The following is a 16107-nucleotide window of genomic DNA, read 5'->3' on the forward strand; positions in this document are numbered from 1 at the left end:
TTATTATTTTTACAAACGCTATTCTGTCCTGGGTAAATCCCTCTTTTTCCACATATATGTTAACCACATAAATTACTTCTTTTCCTTGAAACAGTCTTGTTACTGGTCTGTTTTTCATATATAAGTCATATCTGTTCCGCCTTTCACGCCTCTTTATATTTTTATCATACACAATGAAAATTTCTTTTTTCTTACCCATTTCTTACAAATTACTTACTTTCAAAATCGCTTTTATAATAGGATAGAAGGAGCATCTGTGCCGTAAAGTTCAGTAAATATATAAATCAAAAAGAAACACAGTTTTTTTACTTCTGTGTTTCTTTTTACCATCCTTTTAAATATTAAGAGTCGATTTACCCTTAACAGGATGAATTCTGGCTCTTTTCTAATGTAATTTTTCTTCTTGCAATACAACACAAATGACATTGTGCTGCATGAAACACTCCTAACGTTGTTAAAATCACTGGTTTTTAAGTCAAAATTTATTTAACTTAGGGCGGATACTCCATATCCATCAGCTTAAGAAAAATAAACGCCCTTAAAACGAAAAAATAAGTTACCTTCTCAAAGTAACTACCTGTAGAAAAAGAAAATGTTCATTTAGGAGATATATTAAAACCTTAGCTTGATAGTAATATGGGGCTACCCCACATCCATCAACTTAAGGAGAATAAACGCCACCAAAACAAAAAAAGCCCCAAATTTTTCTCGAAAATAAGTTGGGGCTTTTGAACCAGAAAAGTATATTTTCAACTATGAAAACTACGATAAATTTTTCCTTTTTTCCTACTTGCTAAATTCAGCAAGTAAAATATTTTTAAAAGGATTAGGACTGTCAGTTCTACCCAAACTATTCCAATTGACGACCAACGTATGCTTGCCTCCAAGTTTACCTCCAACAAGAGTAGTAAACCCTAGAATGCCACCTGTGTGTCCCCATATCGAGACACCGCTTGGAAGCTTAGTTTCATAGATTCCAAGACCATATCCATCGATTCCTTCTTTTCCTGTAGGAACTGTAGTAAGCATTTGTTTTAGTTGCTGTTCCTTCAGTAATTTGCCACCGAGCAAGTAAGAGAAGAATTTGTTTAAGTCGTCAGCAGTAGAAATCATATCTCCAGCCGAGCTACCTGCACTTGGGTTATAATAAGTAACGTCTTTTAGCTCACTTGCTCCGTCTGGTTGGACATATCCACGGGCATGGTTAGTACCTGGAATAACACTTGAGTTGCCTGGTAGGAATGTATTCGACAATTCAAGTGGTTCAATAATTCGATTTTCAATCTCTTCCGCATAGCTGTTTCCAGTTACTTTTTCAATAAGAATGCCCAGTAATACGTATCCTGTGTTTGAATAAGACCAGCCCTTTCCTGGAGCAAAGTCTGGAGGCAGAGAAACCCCCATCTTCACTAACTCTTCAGCCGTATACGATTTTTTTGTATCCGTAAAATCAGCGTCTTTTGACCTTGAGTATTCAGCGATACCACTTGTATGGTTCAATATGTGCCGGATAGTAATCTTGTTACCATCATATCCATTTCCTTGAATGACACCAGGTAACCATTTTTCGATGTAGTCGTCTAGCTTCAGGCGATTCTCTCCAACTAATTGAAGTACAACTGTTGCGGTGAACGTCTTCGTCACACTTCCAATGCGAAAGCGAAAATCTGTTTTCATTGGTTTCTTGGTTCTCAGATCCGCTATTCCAGCGGCATACCCCCACGTTTTTCCACCCTCAGAAGTTTTAGCAAGTATCCCCGGGTATCCAAGTTGCAATGTATCCCGCATTGCTTGCTTGACGGAAGTACGATCTCGTTGAGTATTTGTTTGTAACGAACTAGATACATTTTGAGTAGGCTCTGCTTTTACAATTGAGGTTGGTGTTGTATATAACAGGGAACTTCCAGCTATTACAAGGGCCAGACTTGCACATGTAATTTGACTACGTATTTTCATAAGGCATTCCTCTCCTCTATTCATATTGTATAAGTGTTTGCTTACTGATCCTTACTTCCTGAAAAGACTTAGGGAAAGGCCCTCACGCATATAGATTAAAGCCCCAGTACAAAGGTATCTATCAATACCAACAATTTGAGCCAGTTAAATCTCCATCCCTTCTATAACAAAATTATTCAAAGGTATGAAAGCATATTATGTACCCTTAGTTATTGTTAGGATTAACACAACATGAGACATAGCCCCAACCCATATTTTACTTTATTTATCCATAATATGTATTGAGAAAGAATGTAAATTCGAATCCTTTTCGTACCCCAACTATTGATCGTTTTTTTCACCTATTATTATTAGTTATTTAGAATTTCATAATAAAAAACTGTAAAAAAAATAACGAGTCCCTTAACGTACAGGAAGCGGTTGAAAAATATGTCTAAACGCACAATTTTCTTTTTTTTGATATGGTGACCCCGTCGCAATCAAGCTAAGGTTTTGAAGTACCCACTAAATGAAATTTTTCTTTCTCTACAGGTAGTTATTTTGAGAAGTCAGCTCATTTTTTTGTTTTTGCGGTGTTTACTTTTCTTAAGTTGATGGGTATGTAACGTCACGAAAATACGGATTTACAACGTTTAGGAATTTTCAATACTAAAAAGCCCAACTTCACCGTTAATTAATAGAGAAATTGGGCTTTTTCATTACTCCATAACCATTTTTAAGTTATATTTAAAAACCATGCTTTGACATTGTCTAGAGCATGGTAATTATTTAAACAAATATAAATCTGCTAAGTTGATTTTTCAGCTCAGCTATTTAATGAATTCATTAACTCGAAGAAGTATTCAGGTTTATGAGTCTTATTTAGGTTATACCATGCATGTAATGTATCTGGTGCAAATACATCTAATTTTTTCAGTACTTCCATCGCAAATTCCAGAGGAGCTATTCCTGATGCAGTAACTAAATTCGCATCAGATACCGCAGATCCCAACTCATAGAACTTTTCTCCTTTATAGTTAGGACATACCATTTTAGTGTATTCTAAATTATTACTTGTATGCTTTCTAGTATCTAAGTATCCCCTATTTGCAAGGGCCTCAGTTGCACCACAAATTGCAGCAACAATAGTGTCAAGCTTTAAAGCTTGGTCAATTCTTTCCAAAATAGGTTGATGAATTTCTTCACTCCAAGTAGTCCCTCCTGGCAAAATTAAAAGATCTTTACTCTCAAGAGTACATTCATCAAGGGAAATATCTGGTTTTATGCTCAGTCCTCCCATAGTAGTAATCATTTCTTTATTAGCTCCTACTGTAATTACTTTTAAAGGTACTAAATCTTTTTTGAAATATCTTCCTGAGTTTAGTTCGGTAATTAAATATCCATATTCCCAGTCCGACATTGTATTAAATACATATAGAAAAACTTTTTTTGTTCGCATCCAATATCACTCCAATCACAATTGATATGGATATTATAATATAACTTCCCTGACAGTTAACGTCAGGGAAGTTATTATACTTGATGAAATTTTATTAATTCCGACAGAACTTCAATAAGTCTTTTCTTAAGACTTATTGGCTCAATAACTTTAATAGATTTATTGTACGGTAAAAGTAAATAAGGTACATATGTATGTATCATATCTTTTTCAAGAAGAAAAACTGCTTGATTTGAAGTCCGTTCTTGTAAATAATGTTCTAAAAACCAATGTTGGCAAATATCAGCCAATACACTTTTATCCCCACTAATAACCAAAGAAATAATCCCTTCCTTATCTTCTATAGTTGGAAGAAGATTTTTTATAAAAAAGTCACGTGCTGAAAAATTTTCTGGCCGGTTAAACTTATTTTCGGTTAGCATTAAACTTTCAATTCGATCTACTCTAAAACTACGGATATCATTCCTAAGATGACAAAATCCAATCACATACCACTTATTATTCCAATAGATAATTCTGTACGGATCGACCAATCTATAATCTAATTGCTTTTTGCCACTTTTATAGTAAAGAATTTTTACTGAGTACCCGTCAGTTACGGCCTGCTCCAATTCCTTCAAAAAATGTTCCATAGAGAGTGAACTACATCGACTTATTACTTCTAGACTACTTAAATGTTGGTTTATCTTTGCTTCCTGCTCTTGATTTGAGTATTTACTTAGTTTTGAAATGGCCCTATTTAATGCTTCACCTCCATAATATCCGGCTTCTTCTGCAAAAACAGCAGCGTGAAATAGTGAAGTTTGCTCCTCAAAATCAAAAAAAAGAGGAGCCTCAATAAAATTGTTCAATAAAGTGTATCCACCGTTATGTCCTGGTTCTGAAATTATAGGTACGCCACTTGTTGAAATTGTATCAATATAACGATACACAGTCCTTATATTCATCTCTAAATTTTCTGAAATTTGTTTTGCAGTAATTTTTTTACCTGAGCGAAGCATCCATAGAATCGCTAACATATTGTCAATTTTAGGCATGTAATTCCACCTCTCTATGGAATTTATTCTCTATTAAATATTTCTGATTTTTGGTATAACTCATCAACTGTTCCTTTCCGATAGCTTTCTATATAATGTGGCCCTAGACACATTTGTAATTTCACAAATTTGATTTACAGTCATATCTCCCTCTTAATAAAGCTTTACTGCATAGTTCATTCCTGCATGATTTTTATGGTATTTCTTTAACCGACCTTTAAATTTTCCTTCTTTCTTATTCAGTTCAACCCCTTCATGTTTCCGCCTACGGATCAGATCACGTTCTAATTGGTTTACACCCGCCATAACCCCGTAATTAAGAATTGGCTGTAGGGATTATCTTCTGATAAATCTAGCCATGTATCTTTTAAGGATTATAATTATCATCTTTATTATAATATGCAGTTACAACAATAGCTTCAATTATTATAGCGATACACACAAACAAGAGAATTATTTTGCGTCTCACAACAAACCTCCTTTTTCATTTTTTTCTTTTTTAAATTGAAAGGTTATACGCTCCACTTGTTTGATTTCCTCAATTACTTTACGAATTCCTACTTCAATCCTATCTTCCTTCACATTCGATACGTTTAACTTTAATAGTCTTTCTTTCGGAAAACCTCTCACATAATTTTTATCAATTGTATCAATACTTATTTGTTTTTCACTTAGTCTTTGGAAAAACATTTCTGAAATACTCGTTTTATGTAATTCTAAACAAGTGTGGATTCCAATTGCATTTTGCTTTGTATATGTAAATAAAAGCGGGTTTTCATTATGCATTCTTTCTAATGTTTCTGCTAGTTTTTTAGATTTATCGTGATAGGAAGATTTAATTTTATTTTTATGACGTTCAAACATGCCACTCTTTATATAAATTTCTAAAGCAGCTTGAGATATCATTGGGCTATCGATATCTAAAATCTTTTTATATGTATGGAAATCATTTGCTATTACCGGTGGGATTACTGCTACACCAACTCGTAAACCTGGAAAAATAATCTTTGAATAACTTTTCAAATATATGACATGATTCCCATTATCCAAGCTATATAACGGATCTGCTTTTGAATCCATTTCTAAATCTGCTAAATAATCATCTTCAACTATATATACATTATATTTCTTAGCCAATAACACAATTTTTTCTTTCTCATCTTTAGAATAAGAAGTTCCGAGCGGATGATGATATCTTGGTATTGTATAAAAGAATTTTATTTTATCTGTTCGAAAAATGCGTTCCAATTCATTTAAGTCAATACCTTCATTCGTACGTTTAATACCGATTACAGGAATTTTGTTTATTTCTAGATATTCAATATATAGATGATATGTTGGTTGTTCAATTAATATCGTTTCATTTTCATTTGGAAATGGTATAGAAGTTAATATTGCTAGCGCCTGCTGTACACCTGACGTTATAAAAATATTCTCTTCTTTAGTGAAAACTTGATAGTTTATCAGTTGTTTTTGAATAACCGGAATTAAAGACGGTAAACCTTTTGGCGTCCCATATACGAACAAGTCATTTTTATATGTATCAATGGCTTTATTAATACAATGTTGAAAATCTAAATATGGAAAAACATCTGGATCTGGTGCTGAGGAAGCAAAATCAATTATCTCGTCATTTTCTACAAAACTCCCTGATTTTCGAACAACGTAGTATCCACTTTGAGGGATGGAATAAATAATATGACGCTTTTCTAATTCATGTAGTGCCCGTATAACTGTCGCCTTATTACATTCATATTGCGTAACAAGTGATCGTATAGACGGTAATTTCTTTCCTTCTTTTATCACTCCATGTTGAATCATGTTTTCTATATCATTAAAAATATGTAAATACTTATACATTATTTCACTCCCTTATGCAAGGACTTAAAAAGATTCCTCATTCTTAAGCAAACAGAAATACATCCCTTCTATCACTTTAAAGTTTAACATTATTTCACATTTTCTCCTCTTAACAAGGAAATTACAATTAATAAATAGAATATCTTCATGAATAAATAAAAAGTGAGGGATATGTTATGCAGCGTTTAAATACGATTGATGTTAGTAACGTTCTAGAATTAGAAAATACTCTTTCTACTTTAGAAAATGAAGTGATTTCTTCAAAACTAGAACTTGAAAACTGGTTAAAAAAACAATCTACATTCATTTGGGAAATCGAAGAACAATTAACATCGCACTATATCGCGTTTCAATGTAATACAAATAATAAAAAAATAAAAGATACTTTTGAATATGATCAACAATATGTACGACCACTTTTGAAACGTTTTCAAAATTCTTTTGATAATAAATATTTAGAGTCACCTTTTCGAATGGAACTTAATCCAAAAACGTATAGCTTACTAGATAAAAAAATAAAGAATGCGCAGACCTTATTTTGTGAAAAAAACATTGATTTAGAAGTAAACGAAGACAAACTAGTAACCGAGTACTTCGAAATTACAGGTGATTTAACTGCGCTATGGAACGGTGAAGAAAAGACAATTACCGAACTACAGTCTTACTTACAAGATCCGGATCGTCATATACGCAAAAAAGCAAAAACACTCATTTCTGAAACATTCTTATCTGTTGAAGATAAATTACAAAGTATATTAAATGAATTAATCGTAATACGTCACCAAAAAGCGAAAAATATTCAATTAGATAATTATCGTGATTATATGTTTAAAAAACATGAACGTTTTGATTATACAGCGGAAGACTGCTATGAGCTTGCTGAATCTATTCGTAAATACGTAGTACCACTTATCGATAAAATATTTAATGAGAAAAAATCTGAACTTCAAGTAGATAGTCTTCGTCCATGGGATTTAAAAGCAACCGCCCCAAATCAAAAAGCATTAAAACCTATCGAAAACGCGAGTGAATTAATCGAAAAAAGTTCTCATATTTTACACAAACTAAATCCTGAATTTTCTACATTACTGGACCGTATGCATAAAAATAATTGCTTAGACTTAGAAAGTCGTAAAGGAAAAGGACCAGGAGGATTTTGCGAATATTTACCTGCTTCTCGATTATCTTTCGTTTTTATGAATCTCAATCATACACATTATGATGTTACTACTTTCCTCCATGAAATGGGCCATAGTATTCATAATGAATGTAAGAAGCAGTTAGAACTTCAAAAATATTTGGAAATCCCTTCAGAATCAGCAGAACTCGCTAGCATGACAATGGAATTATTTTCGATGGAGTATTGGGATACATTTTATGAAAATAGAGAAGAATTTATAAAAGCAAAATTAGATTTCTTTATAGATATTATTAAGTACTTACCACAAATGCTTATCGTTGATCAATTTCAACATTGGATGTATGAAAATCCTAATCATACTGCTAAAGAAAGAAATGAAAAATATTTAGAATTACATAACACTTACCAATCAAGCGTCATAAATATTGAAGGTTATGAAAATTGGATCGCAACTGGCTGGTTACCTGTACTACACATATTTGAATTACCATTCTATTACATCGAATATGCTATCGCACAACTTGGTGCACTACAAATGTATAGACAATATAAAGAAAACCCTAAACAAGCAATAGAAAATTATAAAAAAGCTTTATCATTAGGTAGCTCTAAATCTTTACCGGAAATATATGAAGCGGCTGGAATTCGTTTTGATTTTTCTGGCGAAACGATTAAAGAACTAATGTTATTTGTAGAGGGCGAATTAGAGTCACTTGAACAATTGTAAGAAGGAAGCTGTTCCTATATTTTAGGTTCAGCTTCCTTCTTTATTTTATTTATTAGTTCTATGTACTGAGAATCACCGTATCCGATTGTTGGAAAAAGTTGAAACAATTTTGTTAATAATTCTTGAGTTGATAAATCTTTATTTTTGGAGATGAATTTCACTACGATATTATCTTCTTTTAACATATTTAAATATAAATCTATAGCTTGATACAATACAGGTGGTAACTTTTGAGACGTTTTTTTGTGATTTACTAACACATCATTATATACAGAAGAATAATTTCCTAATTCCAGTTCAATTTGACTTACTTTAAATTCATCTTCTCTGAAACTATTTAAGTATACTTTCCCTTCATAACAAGACTGTTCAAGATATGAAAGTACGGTGAGTAGATTCATTTGACAAAACATATCTTCACCAAACCATAAAACAATGCATTTATACTTTTTCATAAAAAGGTTTTCTAACGGATCTATAACCTTTTTTGTGTAACTTTCTACTGAACTGTTATGTCCGTCTGCTCTTGTTTTAATAAACTCTTCATTAAAAATTTGTGTAGTAGCCACATTTACACACATTGCTTCGTTAAAAGGCGCATAATCAGACTCACCCATTAGCTTCTCAGTTTTAAATTCTTCATACATCAATTGACCATTCAATATGTTAAGTACATCATTCTCAAACAGCTCACTCTTTGCACTTCGTAACTGCTCAACCTCTAATTTTCTAGAAGTATTCATATTAAACTCCCCTTCTTTATTTATATTGAGTTTAACAAATGATTGAATAGGCATGTTGTTAAGTTGGAATTCTCTTGGATTTATTCTAAAAATATTCTTGAAAGCTCTACTATAAGCCTCTTGCGAAGAATAATCGTAATCTAATGCAATATCTATTATCTTTCTATCATTCGTCAAATCCTCAGTAGATAAATACTATCTTCTTAAAAGAATATAGCGCCTAATACTTATACCTGTTACTTGGTGAAATTTAAAAGAACAGTAATACGGAGAATACCCCATATAATGGGATAATTCATCTAATGAAAATTCCTTTTTTAAATTACTCTCAATCCAATCAATCATCTGCTGTATATGTGCATTCATTTCCTTCACTCCTTACTTAACAGTATAAGAGAGATTCTTATTTTCTTTTGATATTTCTTGTGTTTTATAACATGAGCCATTCATTACATCTTGCTTCATTTTAAAGGATATCAAAAATAAAACACGAATGTTGTAAATTAAGATTCTTTTAGTTCTCTAGTTAAAAAATTAAAGTTTGGAAAGGACGTTACAATGAACGAGCTAGAAAAAGAAATACTTCAATTAATAAATGAACGATATCCATTAAATTTTATTAACATTAAATCCATAACGAATGAAATGTATCAATGTCTCACAGAACAAGTTACTTACTTTATTAGAATTACAAACTATAAAACGTATGAAGAACAGTTAGAAGAAGTTACATATACGAATTTTTTATATCAAGATGGCTTAGGTGTGCCACCAATAATCCCTTCTTTACAAGGAAATTTTGTCGAAAAGTTAACATTAGACAAAGAGATTTTTGCCGTATTATATAAAGCTGCGCCTGGTATACATTTACCAAGGTGTGAATGGAATTCCAATATATTTAAAAATCTTGGTAAACAAATTGGAAAATTACATCGTATTTCTAAAAGCTTTGAAAAGACTAAATCAGTTAAATATATTAACGATTGGTATGAAAATGAAGAATATAATTTTCTTAAGTATATCCCTAAAGAAGAAACTACTGTAAGAGAAATTGCATCTGACGTTTTAAGTTCAATAAATAAGCTGCAAAAATCCCCTTCGAATTATGGCTTAATTCACGGCGATTTATGGTTAGAAAATATTTTAGTCGAAAACAATTCAAACATAACAATGATTGATTTTCAAGACTGCGAAAAACATTTTTACATATTTGATTTAGCAGTTCCTATTTATAGTGCGATAGAATATTCATTTGTTGGAAATGGGAATATCGTTGACTATGAGCATTCTATTACAAAAGCACTATTTGAAGGATATCAAGAAGAAAATGAACTACCTAAAGAGATGATAGACAAGTTTCCATTATTTATAAAATTAAAGGAGATTTTTGAATATAGCTTAATGCATATGTATTGGGATAAAGAAGAATTAACTGAGGAACAAATACGGATAATAAATCTTTATAGGATGAAGATCGAAACTAAATATACTTATATCAATGTTTAAAAATGCTATTGTTTAACTACAAGGAAACTTAGTTAAACAACAGCATTTATTAATTGGCTAACTAGACAACCTTTGTTTTATTTCTTATAAATACTGAGTCAATAATCTGTTTACATACACTTTATTTTGCGGAGATACTTTCTCAGAAAATCTAGCTGCAATCATAATAGGAGCCCATTGAAAGATCGCATCTCTTGTTAGATCAGTATTACTGCAATATATTTGCAAATACATTTCTGCTAATTCTATATAAGACTGCGCATACAATAAATATGTACGAAACACATCTGCACGAATATCACCTGAACAAGCATCTACCCAGTCTATAATATTTACATTTTTTTCACTCAAAATTAGATTAAATGGATGGAAGTCGCCATGGCATAATCTAGGTTCAAATTTGATTGAATGTAACTTATTCAATATACTTTCCTTTTGTTTTTCATCCAATTTATGTACAGATTTAATTTGACGCTCTAACCTTTCCCCCATTGCTTCCATTTCATCCGAATTCACACGTATAGCATGAATCTTTTTTTGTTCATTCACACAAATATTTATGTAATGCTCTGCCTCATTTAGATTATTAAGCAGGAGATCACCTATACTGTCACCTTTTACGTATTCCATAATAATTGCCTGTCTATTTTTTATCTTTGTCACTTCAAATACGTTTGGAACTGATAGTCCGCATGAATAAGCATATTTTTGTTTTTTTGCTTCATTCATAGACTCTGTATCAGGCAGATATTCATTAAATAATTTTACAATCTTAGTATCATAGAGATAGATTTCTGCTGTATTCCCTTTAGCTATCGGATTTCCTAAATTCAATTCATTTCTCTCCTTACTGTAAATTAAGCTGACACATTATACTCCCCTATAAATTCAGTGTAATTATGCTGAAACCCTTCTCCACGAAAATATAAAAAACTTACCACTTTCTATCTTTAAACAGAAAGTGGTAAGTTTAATTTACTAGGAATATCGGAAGAGAAATTTGGTGTATGCACAATTGAAAATGCATATCCCTGCTCAATAAATGATACTTCGTTATGTTTACATTGAAATGGGACACTATTTTTCTTAAAGTTAATTTGGATTTGCTGTAAAAATGCTTGATCTGTTGTTCCGAAAGATACGTGTACTTTTGGTGGTAAAGCCTTCATCGCAATCGGAATCCAACTTCGCTGCCACCAAGTTGCAACGATGTATGCAGTGCCACCTATAACAAAGTTAAAAATATCCCCATCTTCCATCGTTTTCATATTTAGATTTGATTTTAGCCATTCTGTAAATACAGGTACACTTTTAACAGGAAATCCGATTTCCCTTACGTATAAAATATTTAAAGGGGACTGCGGTACTAATACATCTTGTTTAACATAACTATGTGCGATAATTTCGAGTAGATTTCCATCCCCGTCTTTAAAGTATACATTGAATAAACCATTCTCTTCACCAATTACATTTCCATTTTGCCATTTCACAATGAGTAATCCAGAATCCTTTAGCCATCTTACTGTTTTATGAAATTTTGAATATGGAATTTCAAAAGCAAAGTGAGCAGGTGCAATTGGTTCATATACTTCTTGAAAACTAATTGTTGTATAAGGTGTTACTTCAAATTGAATAAATGATGCTGTTTCCTTTTTTATTGGAAAAGATAATATATCTCCGTATACTTGTTTTACTCCTTCTATAGAAACCGTTTGTAGTTTAATATCTGAAATATGTGTAATCATTGTAATAAACCTCCAAATTCATTATATCTATTAGTATTGTATTTCAATAACTAACAGGAAGAATCCATCTGGAGATTGAAACTTTAATTAACAAAATAATACTTTTGTATTAGAGCAGTTACGCTAACATTTTCGGCTAATGCAATAAAATTTTAACTTCAAGCGTTTTGCGCTATAGTTCAAATAATTGGTATAAACGACCATATCAAGATATAATGAACAATATCTTAAGCTAAAGGAGTGATGTTTTGTGAACCAAAGAATTTCTTACTATGATGCTGCACCTGATGCTATGAAAATTATGATGGACATGGAAAAGTACACAAAGCAATCAACGATTGATCGAATGACTAGAGAGCTTATTAAAATTAGAGTTTCTCAGATCAATGGCTGTGCTTACTGCATAGATTTACATACATCTGATGCACGAAAAATGGGAGAAACTGAACAAAGAATTTATTGCTTAAGTACTTGGGATGAATGTACTTTTTATACAACAGAAGAAAAAGTCGCTATTGAACTAGCTGAGCATATTACACTTATTCCCACTAAAAGAGTTCCTGAGTCCCTATATAAACGAGTATGTGAACATTATGATGAAAAACAATATATTGACCTTGTCTTGATTATTAATCAAATTAATAGTTGGAATAGAATTTCTATCGCAATGGGAAATACACCTGCTAAAAAATAACACTCTAAGCAACTTACTTACTCTATACATTATTTCTTTATTACATATAATTCAAAAAGGTTGACTTTGCCAATGTTACCTTATTTCTACTACTATTACTTCTGGATAATCCCAATAAAAATGCTTAGAATCTGGGATTAATTTTACTGTCGTACTTGTTCTCTGTATAAAAATACTCGCTGCCTTACCTCTATATCCATCCCAATTTTCTGTTATTGAAGCACGAATTAATATTAGATTAAATGGAGACCATTTTGTATAAACTTCTTTCCCGCACAAAAAGCTGCTTTTTTTAAAGAAAAGCAGCTTTTACTTTATAACATATTATAATTTTGCAGCAATAATCATAAACCTTTTTGAATTCGTACGAATCCCTTTTTCAGAACTATTTGCATCAATGAACTTTTGTAAAATAGTAAAATCCTCTTCCTCTTCTCCAAACCTAGGAATAATAGGCGTATGTTTTAATAAGAACATGAGGTCTTCAGGGCTACTGTAATAATCAGTAACATCATATTCACTTACTTGCACGAGTTCAAATCCTGCACTACTAAGTTCCCTCATATACTTTTCTTTTAAAGTTCCATCTCTTTCACCTAAGCATTGTCCTCTACCAAATGCTTCTTTCAAGTTTAATTTATCGTGTTCACTAACTTGTTGCGTTAAGAAAAAAGCATCCTTTTTCATTACTTTTGATAATTCAGTCGCTGCAAATGGCGCATGACAACTTGAAGCTATATCAAAATGCGCATGCGGAAACGCTAAAGCTTCAGAATCCATTTGAAGAAACTCAACATTTTGTACACCTGATTTTTTCAAGTTAGAATGTGCTGTTTCAATCATTCCGTTAGAACTATCTATTCCAATTAGTAATTTAGCCGAAGACGCTATGTTAAGTACATTTTCTCCTCCGCCTGTACCAACATCAAGTAAAATCTGTGATGGCTTGCACCTTTCTTTTACCTCGTCATAAAAGTCCCATGAATCTCCTACAGTTTCACATTTTATTTTACTAAAATCCCATCCATTTAATCTTCCTACTTTATCATAAAAGTTTTTGTATTCTAATTCGTTCATTTTATTATTTCCCCTTTGTTAATATGCATAAAATGTTTAATCCTGATCATCCCCGAAATAGCCTCATAGTTTATATATTCGTAAATCTCCTTTTATATCAAGTGCGCATCTCTCAATCCCAAACAACTACTTACTTCGAGCTATACATAAATTCATCCCACCGCAATTAAAAGAATATATGTACGATAACATCATTTAATTAAGTATATTATAAAATAAAAATTATCAAAATAATAGATTTACATACTTTAGTTTACATAATATATTTATAGTTAATCTTCATTAATATATTCTAAATGTCTTCTTCCCCAACGACACATACTATCTAAGACAGTAGTTACTGTTTTTCCATGTTCAGATAAACTATATTCCACTTTAGGTGGTATTTCTTGATAAATTTCTCGTTCTATTAGTTGATCTTGCTCTAATTCACGCAATTGCTTCGCTAAAGTCCCTTGAGATATATCTGGTATTAATCGCTTTAATTCACCAAATCGTTTTGTTCCATCAGTTAATAATATAAACAAAATGAGTGGCTTCCATTTCCCTCCGATGATTTGTAATGTCGCTATTACTCCTTTTAATTTCGGTTCTTGTAAATCCATTTTCTCACCTCTCTCCTGATACCATAAATTATATTAAACATTTTTTATATTACTTATATGTATGAAAAGCAATTAGTACGAAATTTACGACTATGTACATATAAAGTGCGTACTTTTCACTTGATATCTTTTAGTGAATAATAAAAGCATAGCAGTTTTATTTTAAAGTTTTTATTAAGGGAGTGGCTAAAATATGTCTATTATTACATTAAAAGATAGTCGTATTGTTATCATTGGTGGGAGTTCTGGTATTGGATTAGCAACAGCAAAACAAGCAATCAAACAAGGAGCACATGTTATTATTGCAGGGCGTTCGAAAGAAAAATTAATGGTTGCTCAAGAAGTAATAAATAACAATCATCTTCAAACTTATGTATTGGATAACCAAGATAAAAATCAATTACAAGATTTTTTCAAGAACGTTGGGGATTTTGATCATTTATTCACACCAGGAGCTTCTTACTCACTTGGACCAATAACCGCTATGGATGATATTGCTGAAAGTAGCTTTATCGGAAAGTTTTGGCCACAATATTATGCTGTAAAATATGCAGTTCCTTTTCTCTCAAACACTGGATCTATCGTATTAATGTCCGGTGCATTTAGTCAAAGACCACTTAAAGGAGCGCCTGCTTACGGAGCTTGTAATGGTGCTATTGAAAGTTTAGGGAAAGCTTTAGCTGTTGAATTAGCTCCTATAAGAATTAATGTTGTTTCTCCTGGAACGATACAAAGAGAGAATGAACAAAACGAAAATAGACTAGTTGCTTATGAATCTTATAAATCTCTTTCTCTTGTACAGCGAGCTGGATATAATGATGAAATTGCGCACACTGTACTATATTTAATGCAAAATAGTTTTACTACGGGTAATGTATTGTTTCCTGATGGAGGATATACTTATCATTAAATTATTTAAAACAAAAGCCACTTATTAAGGTGGCTTTTTGTTGCTAATTTAGAAACTGTTGAAGCAATACAGGGTCCTTTTTTAAAAGTTCTGCTAAAAACATAAGTTGCGGAAAAGGTTGTAAGATTAACTCTTTATTCATTTTTTCTTTCAATACAGCTATTCCATCTTGCTTAATATAATCATTTAGTGTTATTTCCTTACTACAAATAAGCCTAATATCATTTACTGAAAGTAATAAGAGCCCGTTCGTTTCAGAAGATGGAGTTGGTTCATTTTCTGCATGTGCCATATACATAGTAGATAAAGTTTCATCTAGACTATCAATAATTAATATTGGATTGATTTCATTTTCTACTTTTATTTTCTTTGATTGTGCATCCCAATTCTTTTTATAATATGTACATGGTGAACTCAATATAGCAATATCGATAGTAGCTTCTTCTTTCACTTCTCTTTTAGCGGTTTCTACTGCTGTTTCATCTCCTTCTTTATGTCCTCCGAGCCTTACTACACCTAATGTATCACCTTTATTCGTTGGACCAACTTGAAAAACAAATAAATTATTATAAAGAACATACGCGCCAGATGTTCTTACTTCTCTATTAATATGTAACAAACTTTTCCCTCCTATATAGTCTTCTTTTAATAAAATGCTGCATCTTTTG

Annotated in this window: 14 protein-coding genes and 2 pseudogenes; 4 read left to right on the forward strand and 12 right to left on the reverse strand. The window is 31.7% G+C overall.

Going from position 1 to position 16107, the window contains the following annotated elements; translation table 11 throughout:
• Positions 1 to 786 precede the first annotated feature (786 nt).
• From FS802_RS01065 to FS802_RS01085, 5 genes and pseudogenes are all read right to left on the reverse strand, one after another.
• A complete protein-coding gene (locus tag FS802_RS01065; RefSeq protein ID WP_144524817.1) occupies positions 787 to 1956 on the reverse strand; it encodes a serine hydrolase domain-containing protein in 1170 nt (389 codons plus the stop codon).
• A gap of 805 nt (positions 1957 to 2761) precedes the next feature.
• Positions 2762 to 3394: a type 1 glutamine amidotransferase family protein gene (locus FS802_RS01070; RefSeq protein WP_098654044.1), complete on the reverse strand. Its 633-nt coding sequence runs from the start codon at positions 3392 to 3394 to the stop codon at positions 2762 to 2764.
• Positions 3395 to 3468: 74 nt separating this feature from the next.
• Positions 3469 to 4431, reverse strand: coding sequence for a helix-turn-helix transcriptional regulator (locus FS802_RS01075; RefSeq protein WP_098654045.1), 963 nt, complete (start codon positions 4429 to 4431; stop codon positions 3469 to 3471).
• Positions 4432 to 4494: 63 nt separating this feature from the next.
• Positions 4495 to 4805: pseudogene (locus FS802_RS01080) on the reverse strand (helix-turn-helix domain-containing protein); the annotation flags it as partial.
• A 91-nt stretch (positions 4806 to 4896) separates the two neighbouring features.
• Entirely contained in the window at positions 4897 to 6291 is a 1395-nt protein-coding gene (locus FS802_RS01085) for an aminotransferase-like domain-containing protein (protein ID WP_144524819.1), read from the reverse strand.
• A 176-nt stretch (positions 6292 to 6467) separates the two neighbouring features.
• Here FS802_RS01085 and FS802_RS01090 point away from each other — a divergent pair, with 176 nt between their 5' ends.
• Entirely contained in the window at positions 6468 to 8159 is a 1692-nt protein-coding gene (locus FS802_RS01090; RefSeq protein ID WP_098654047.1) for a M3 family oligoendopeptidase, read from the forward strand.
• A 14-nt stretch (positions 8160 to 8173) separates the two neighbouring features.
• On the opposite strand, the pseudogene FS802_RS01095 reads toward FS802_RS01090, so the two are convergent.
• Positions 8174 to 9268: pseudogene (locus tag FS802_RS01095) on the reverse strand (helix-turn-helix domain-containing protein).
• A 192-nt stretch (positions 9269 to 9460) separates the two neighbouring features.
• Between FS802_RS01095 and FS802_RS01100 the strand changes: the two are divergent.
• Positions 9461 to 10408: a phosphotransferase enzyme family protein gene (locus tag FS802_RS01100; RefSeq protein ID WP_098654048.1), complete on the forward strand. Its 948-nt coding sequence runs from the start codon at positions 9461 to 9463 to the stop codon at positions 10406 to 10408.
• An 84-nt stretch (positions 10409 to 10492) separates the two neighbouring features.
• On the opposite strand, the gene FS802_RS01105 is transcribed toward FS802_RS01100, so the two are convergent.
• Both FS802_RS01105 and FS802_RS01110 read right to left on the reverse strand, forming a co-directional pair.
• The gene (locus tag FS802_RS01105; protein ID WP_098654049.1) at positions 10493 to 11242 is read right to left on the reverse strand and encodes an aminoglycoside phosphotransferase family protein; all 750 of its coding nucleotides are present in this window, start codon (positions 11240 to 11242) and stop codon (positions 10493 to 10495) included.
• 116 nt (positions 11243 to 11358) lie between these two features.
• Positions 11359 to 12153 carry a VOC family protein gene (locus FS802_RS01110; protein WP_098654050.1) on the reverse strand — a complete coding sequence of 265 codons (795 nt, stop codon included), beginning with the start codon at positions 12151 to 12153 and terminating at the stop codon, positions 11359 to 11361.
• Between the two features lie 250 nt (positions 12154 to 12403).
• Between FS802_RS01110 and FS802_RS01115 the strand changes: the two genes are divergently transcribed.
• Positions 12404 to 12847: a carboxymuconolactone decarboxylase family protein gene (locus FS802_RS01115; protein ID WP_098654051.1), complete on the forward strand. Its 444-nt coding sequence runs from the start codon at positions 12404 to 12406 to the stop codon at positions 12845 to 12847.
• A gap of 75 nt (positions 12848 to 12922) precedes the next feature.
• Here the strand turns inward: FS802_RS01115 and FS802_RS01120 are convergent, their stop codons facing one another.
• From FS802_RS01120 to FS802_RS01130, 3 genes are all read right to left on the reverse strand, one after another.
• Positions 12923 to 13126 carry a hypothetical protein gene (locus FS802_RS01120; protein ID WP_061672018.1) on the reverse strand — a complete coding sequence of 68 codons (204 nt, stop codon included), beginning with the start codon at positions 13124 to 13126 and terminating at the stop codon, positions 12923 to 12925.
• A 45-nt stretch (positions 13127 to 13171) separates the two neighbouring features.
• On the reverse strand, positions 13172 to 13924 hold the full coding sequence (locus tag FS802_RS01125) for a class I SAM-dependent methyltransferase (protein ID WP_061672019.1): 753 nt from the start codon (positions 13922 to 13924) through the stop codon (positions 13172 to 13174).
• Positions 13925 to 14196: 272 nt separating this feature from the next.
• Positions 14197 to 14529: a winged helix-turn-helix transcriptional regulator gene (locus FS802_RS01130; protein ID WP_000365527.1), complete on the reverse strand. Its 333-nt coding sequence runs from the start codon at positions 14527 to 14529 to the stop codon at positions 14197 to 14199.
• Positions 14530 to 14722: 193 nt separating this feature from the next.
• On the opposite strand from FS802_RS01130, the gene FS802_RS01135 reads away from it, so the two are divergent.
• Positions 14723 to 15439 (forward strand): SDR family oxidoreductase, encoded by a 717-nt coding sequence (locus FS802_RS01135; RefSeq protein WP_098654052.1) that lies wholly within the window; start codon positions 14723 to 14725, stop codon positions 15437 to 15439.
• 43 nt (positions 15440 to 15482) lie between these two features.
• Here the strand turns inward: FS802_RS01135 and FS802_RS01140 are convergent, their stop codons facing one another.
• Positions 15483 to 16058: an NUDIX hydrolase gene (locus tag FS802_RS01140; protein ID WP_078183844.1), complete on the reverse strand. Its 576-nt coding sequence runs from the start codon at positions 16056 to 16058 to the stop codon at positions 15483 to 15485.
• Positions 16059 to 16107 lie beyond the last annotated feature (49 nt).

The sequence above is a fragment of the Bacillus sp. DE0042 genome (assembly GCF_007680225.1).
Lineage (GTDB): Bacteria > Bacillota > Bacilli > Bacillales > Bacillaceae_G > Bacillus_A > Bacillus_A wiedmannii.

Bases quoted from the DNA above. Each gene is read 5' to 3' on its own strand.
- FS802_RS01100 (WP_098654048.1), top strand. From the start codon at position 9,461: ATGAACGAGCTAGAAAAAGAAATACTTCAATTAATAAATGAACGATAT.
- FS802_RS01130 (WP_000365527.1), bottom strand. From the start codon at position 14,529: ATGGATTTACAAGAACCGAAATTAAAAGGAGTAATAGCGACATTACAA.
- FS802_RS01085 (WP_144524819.1), bottom strand. From the start codon at position 6,291: ATGTATAAGTATTTACATATTTTTAATGATATAGAAAACATGATTCAA.
- FS802_RS01110 (WP_098654050.1), bottom strand. From the start codon at position 12,153: ATGATTACACATATTTCAGATATTAAACTACAAACGGTTTCTATAGAA.
- FS802_RS01075 (WP_098654045.1), bottom strand. From the start codon at position 4,431: ATGCCTAAAATTGACAATATGTTAGCGATTCTATGGATGCTTCGCTCA.
- FS802_RS01090 (WP_098654047.1), top strand. From the start codon at position 6,468: ATGCAGCGTTTAAATACGATTGATGTTAGTAACGTTCTAGAATTAGAA.
- FS802_RS01135 (WP_098654052.1), top strand. From the start codon at position 14,723: ATGTCTATTATTACATTAAAAGATAGTCGTATTGTTATCATTGGTGGG.
- FS802_RS01065 (WP_144524817.1), bottom strand. From the start codon at position 1,956: ATGAAAATACGTAGTCAAATTACATGTGCAAGTCTGGCCCTTGTAATA.
- FS802_RS01070 (WP_098654044.1), bottom strand. From the start codon at position 3,394: ATGCGAACAAAAAAAGTTTTTCTATATGTATTTAATACAATGTCGGAC.
- FS802_RS01125 (WP_061672019.1), bottom strand. From the start codon at position 13,924: ATGAACGAATTAGAATACAAAAACTTTTATGATAAAGTAGGAAGATTA.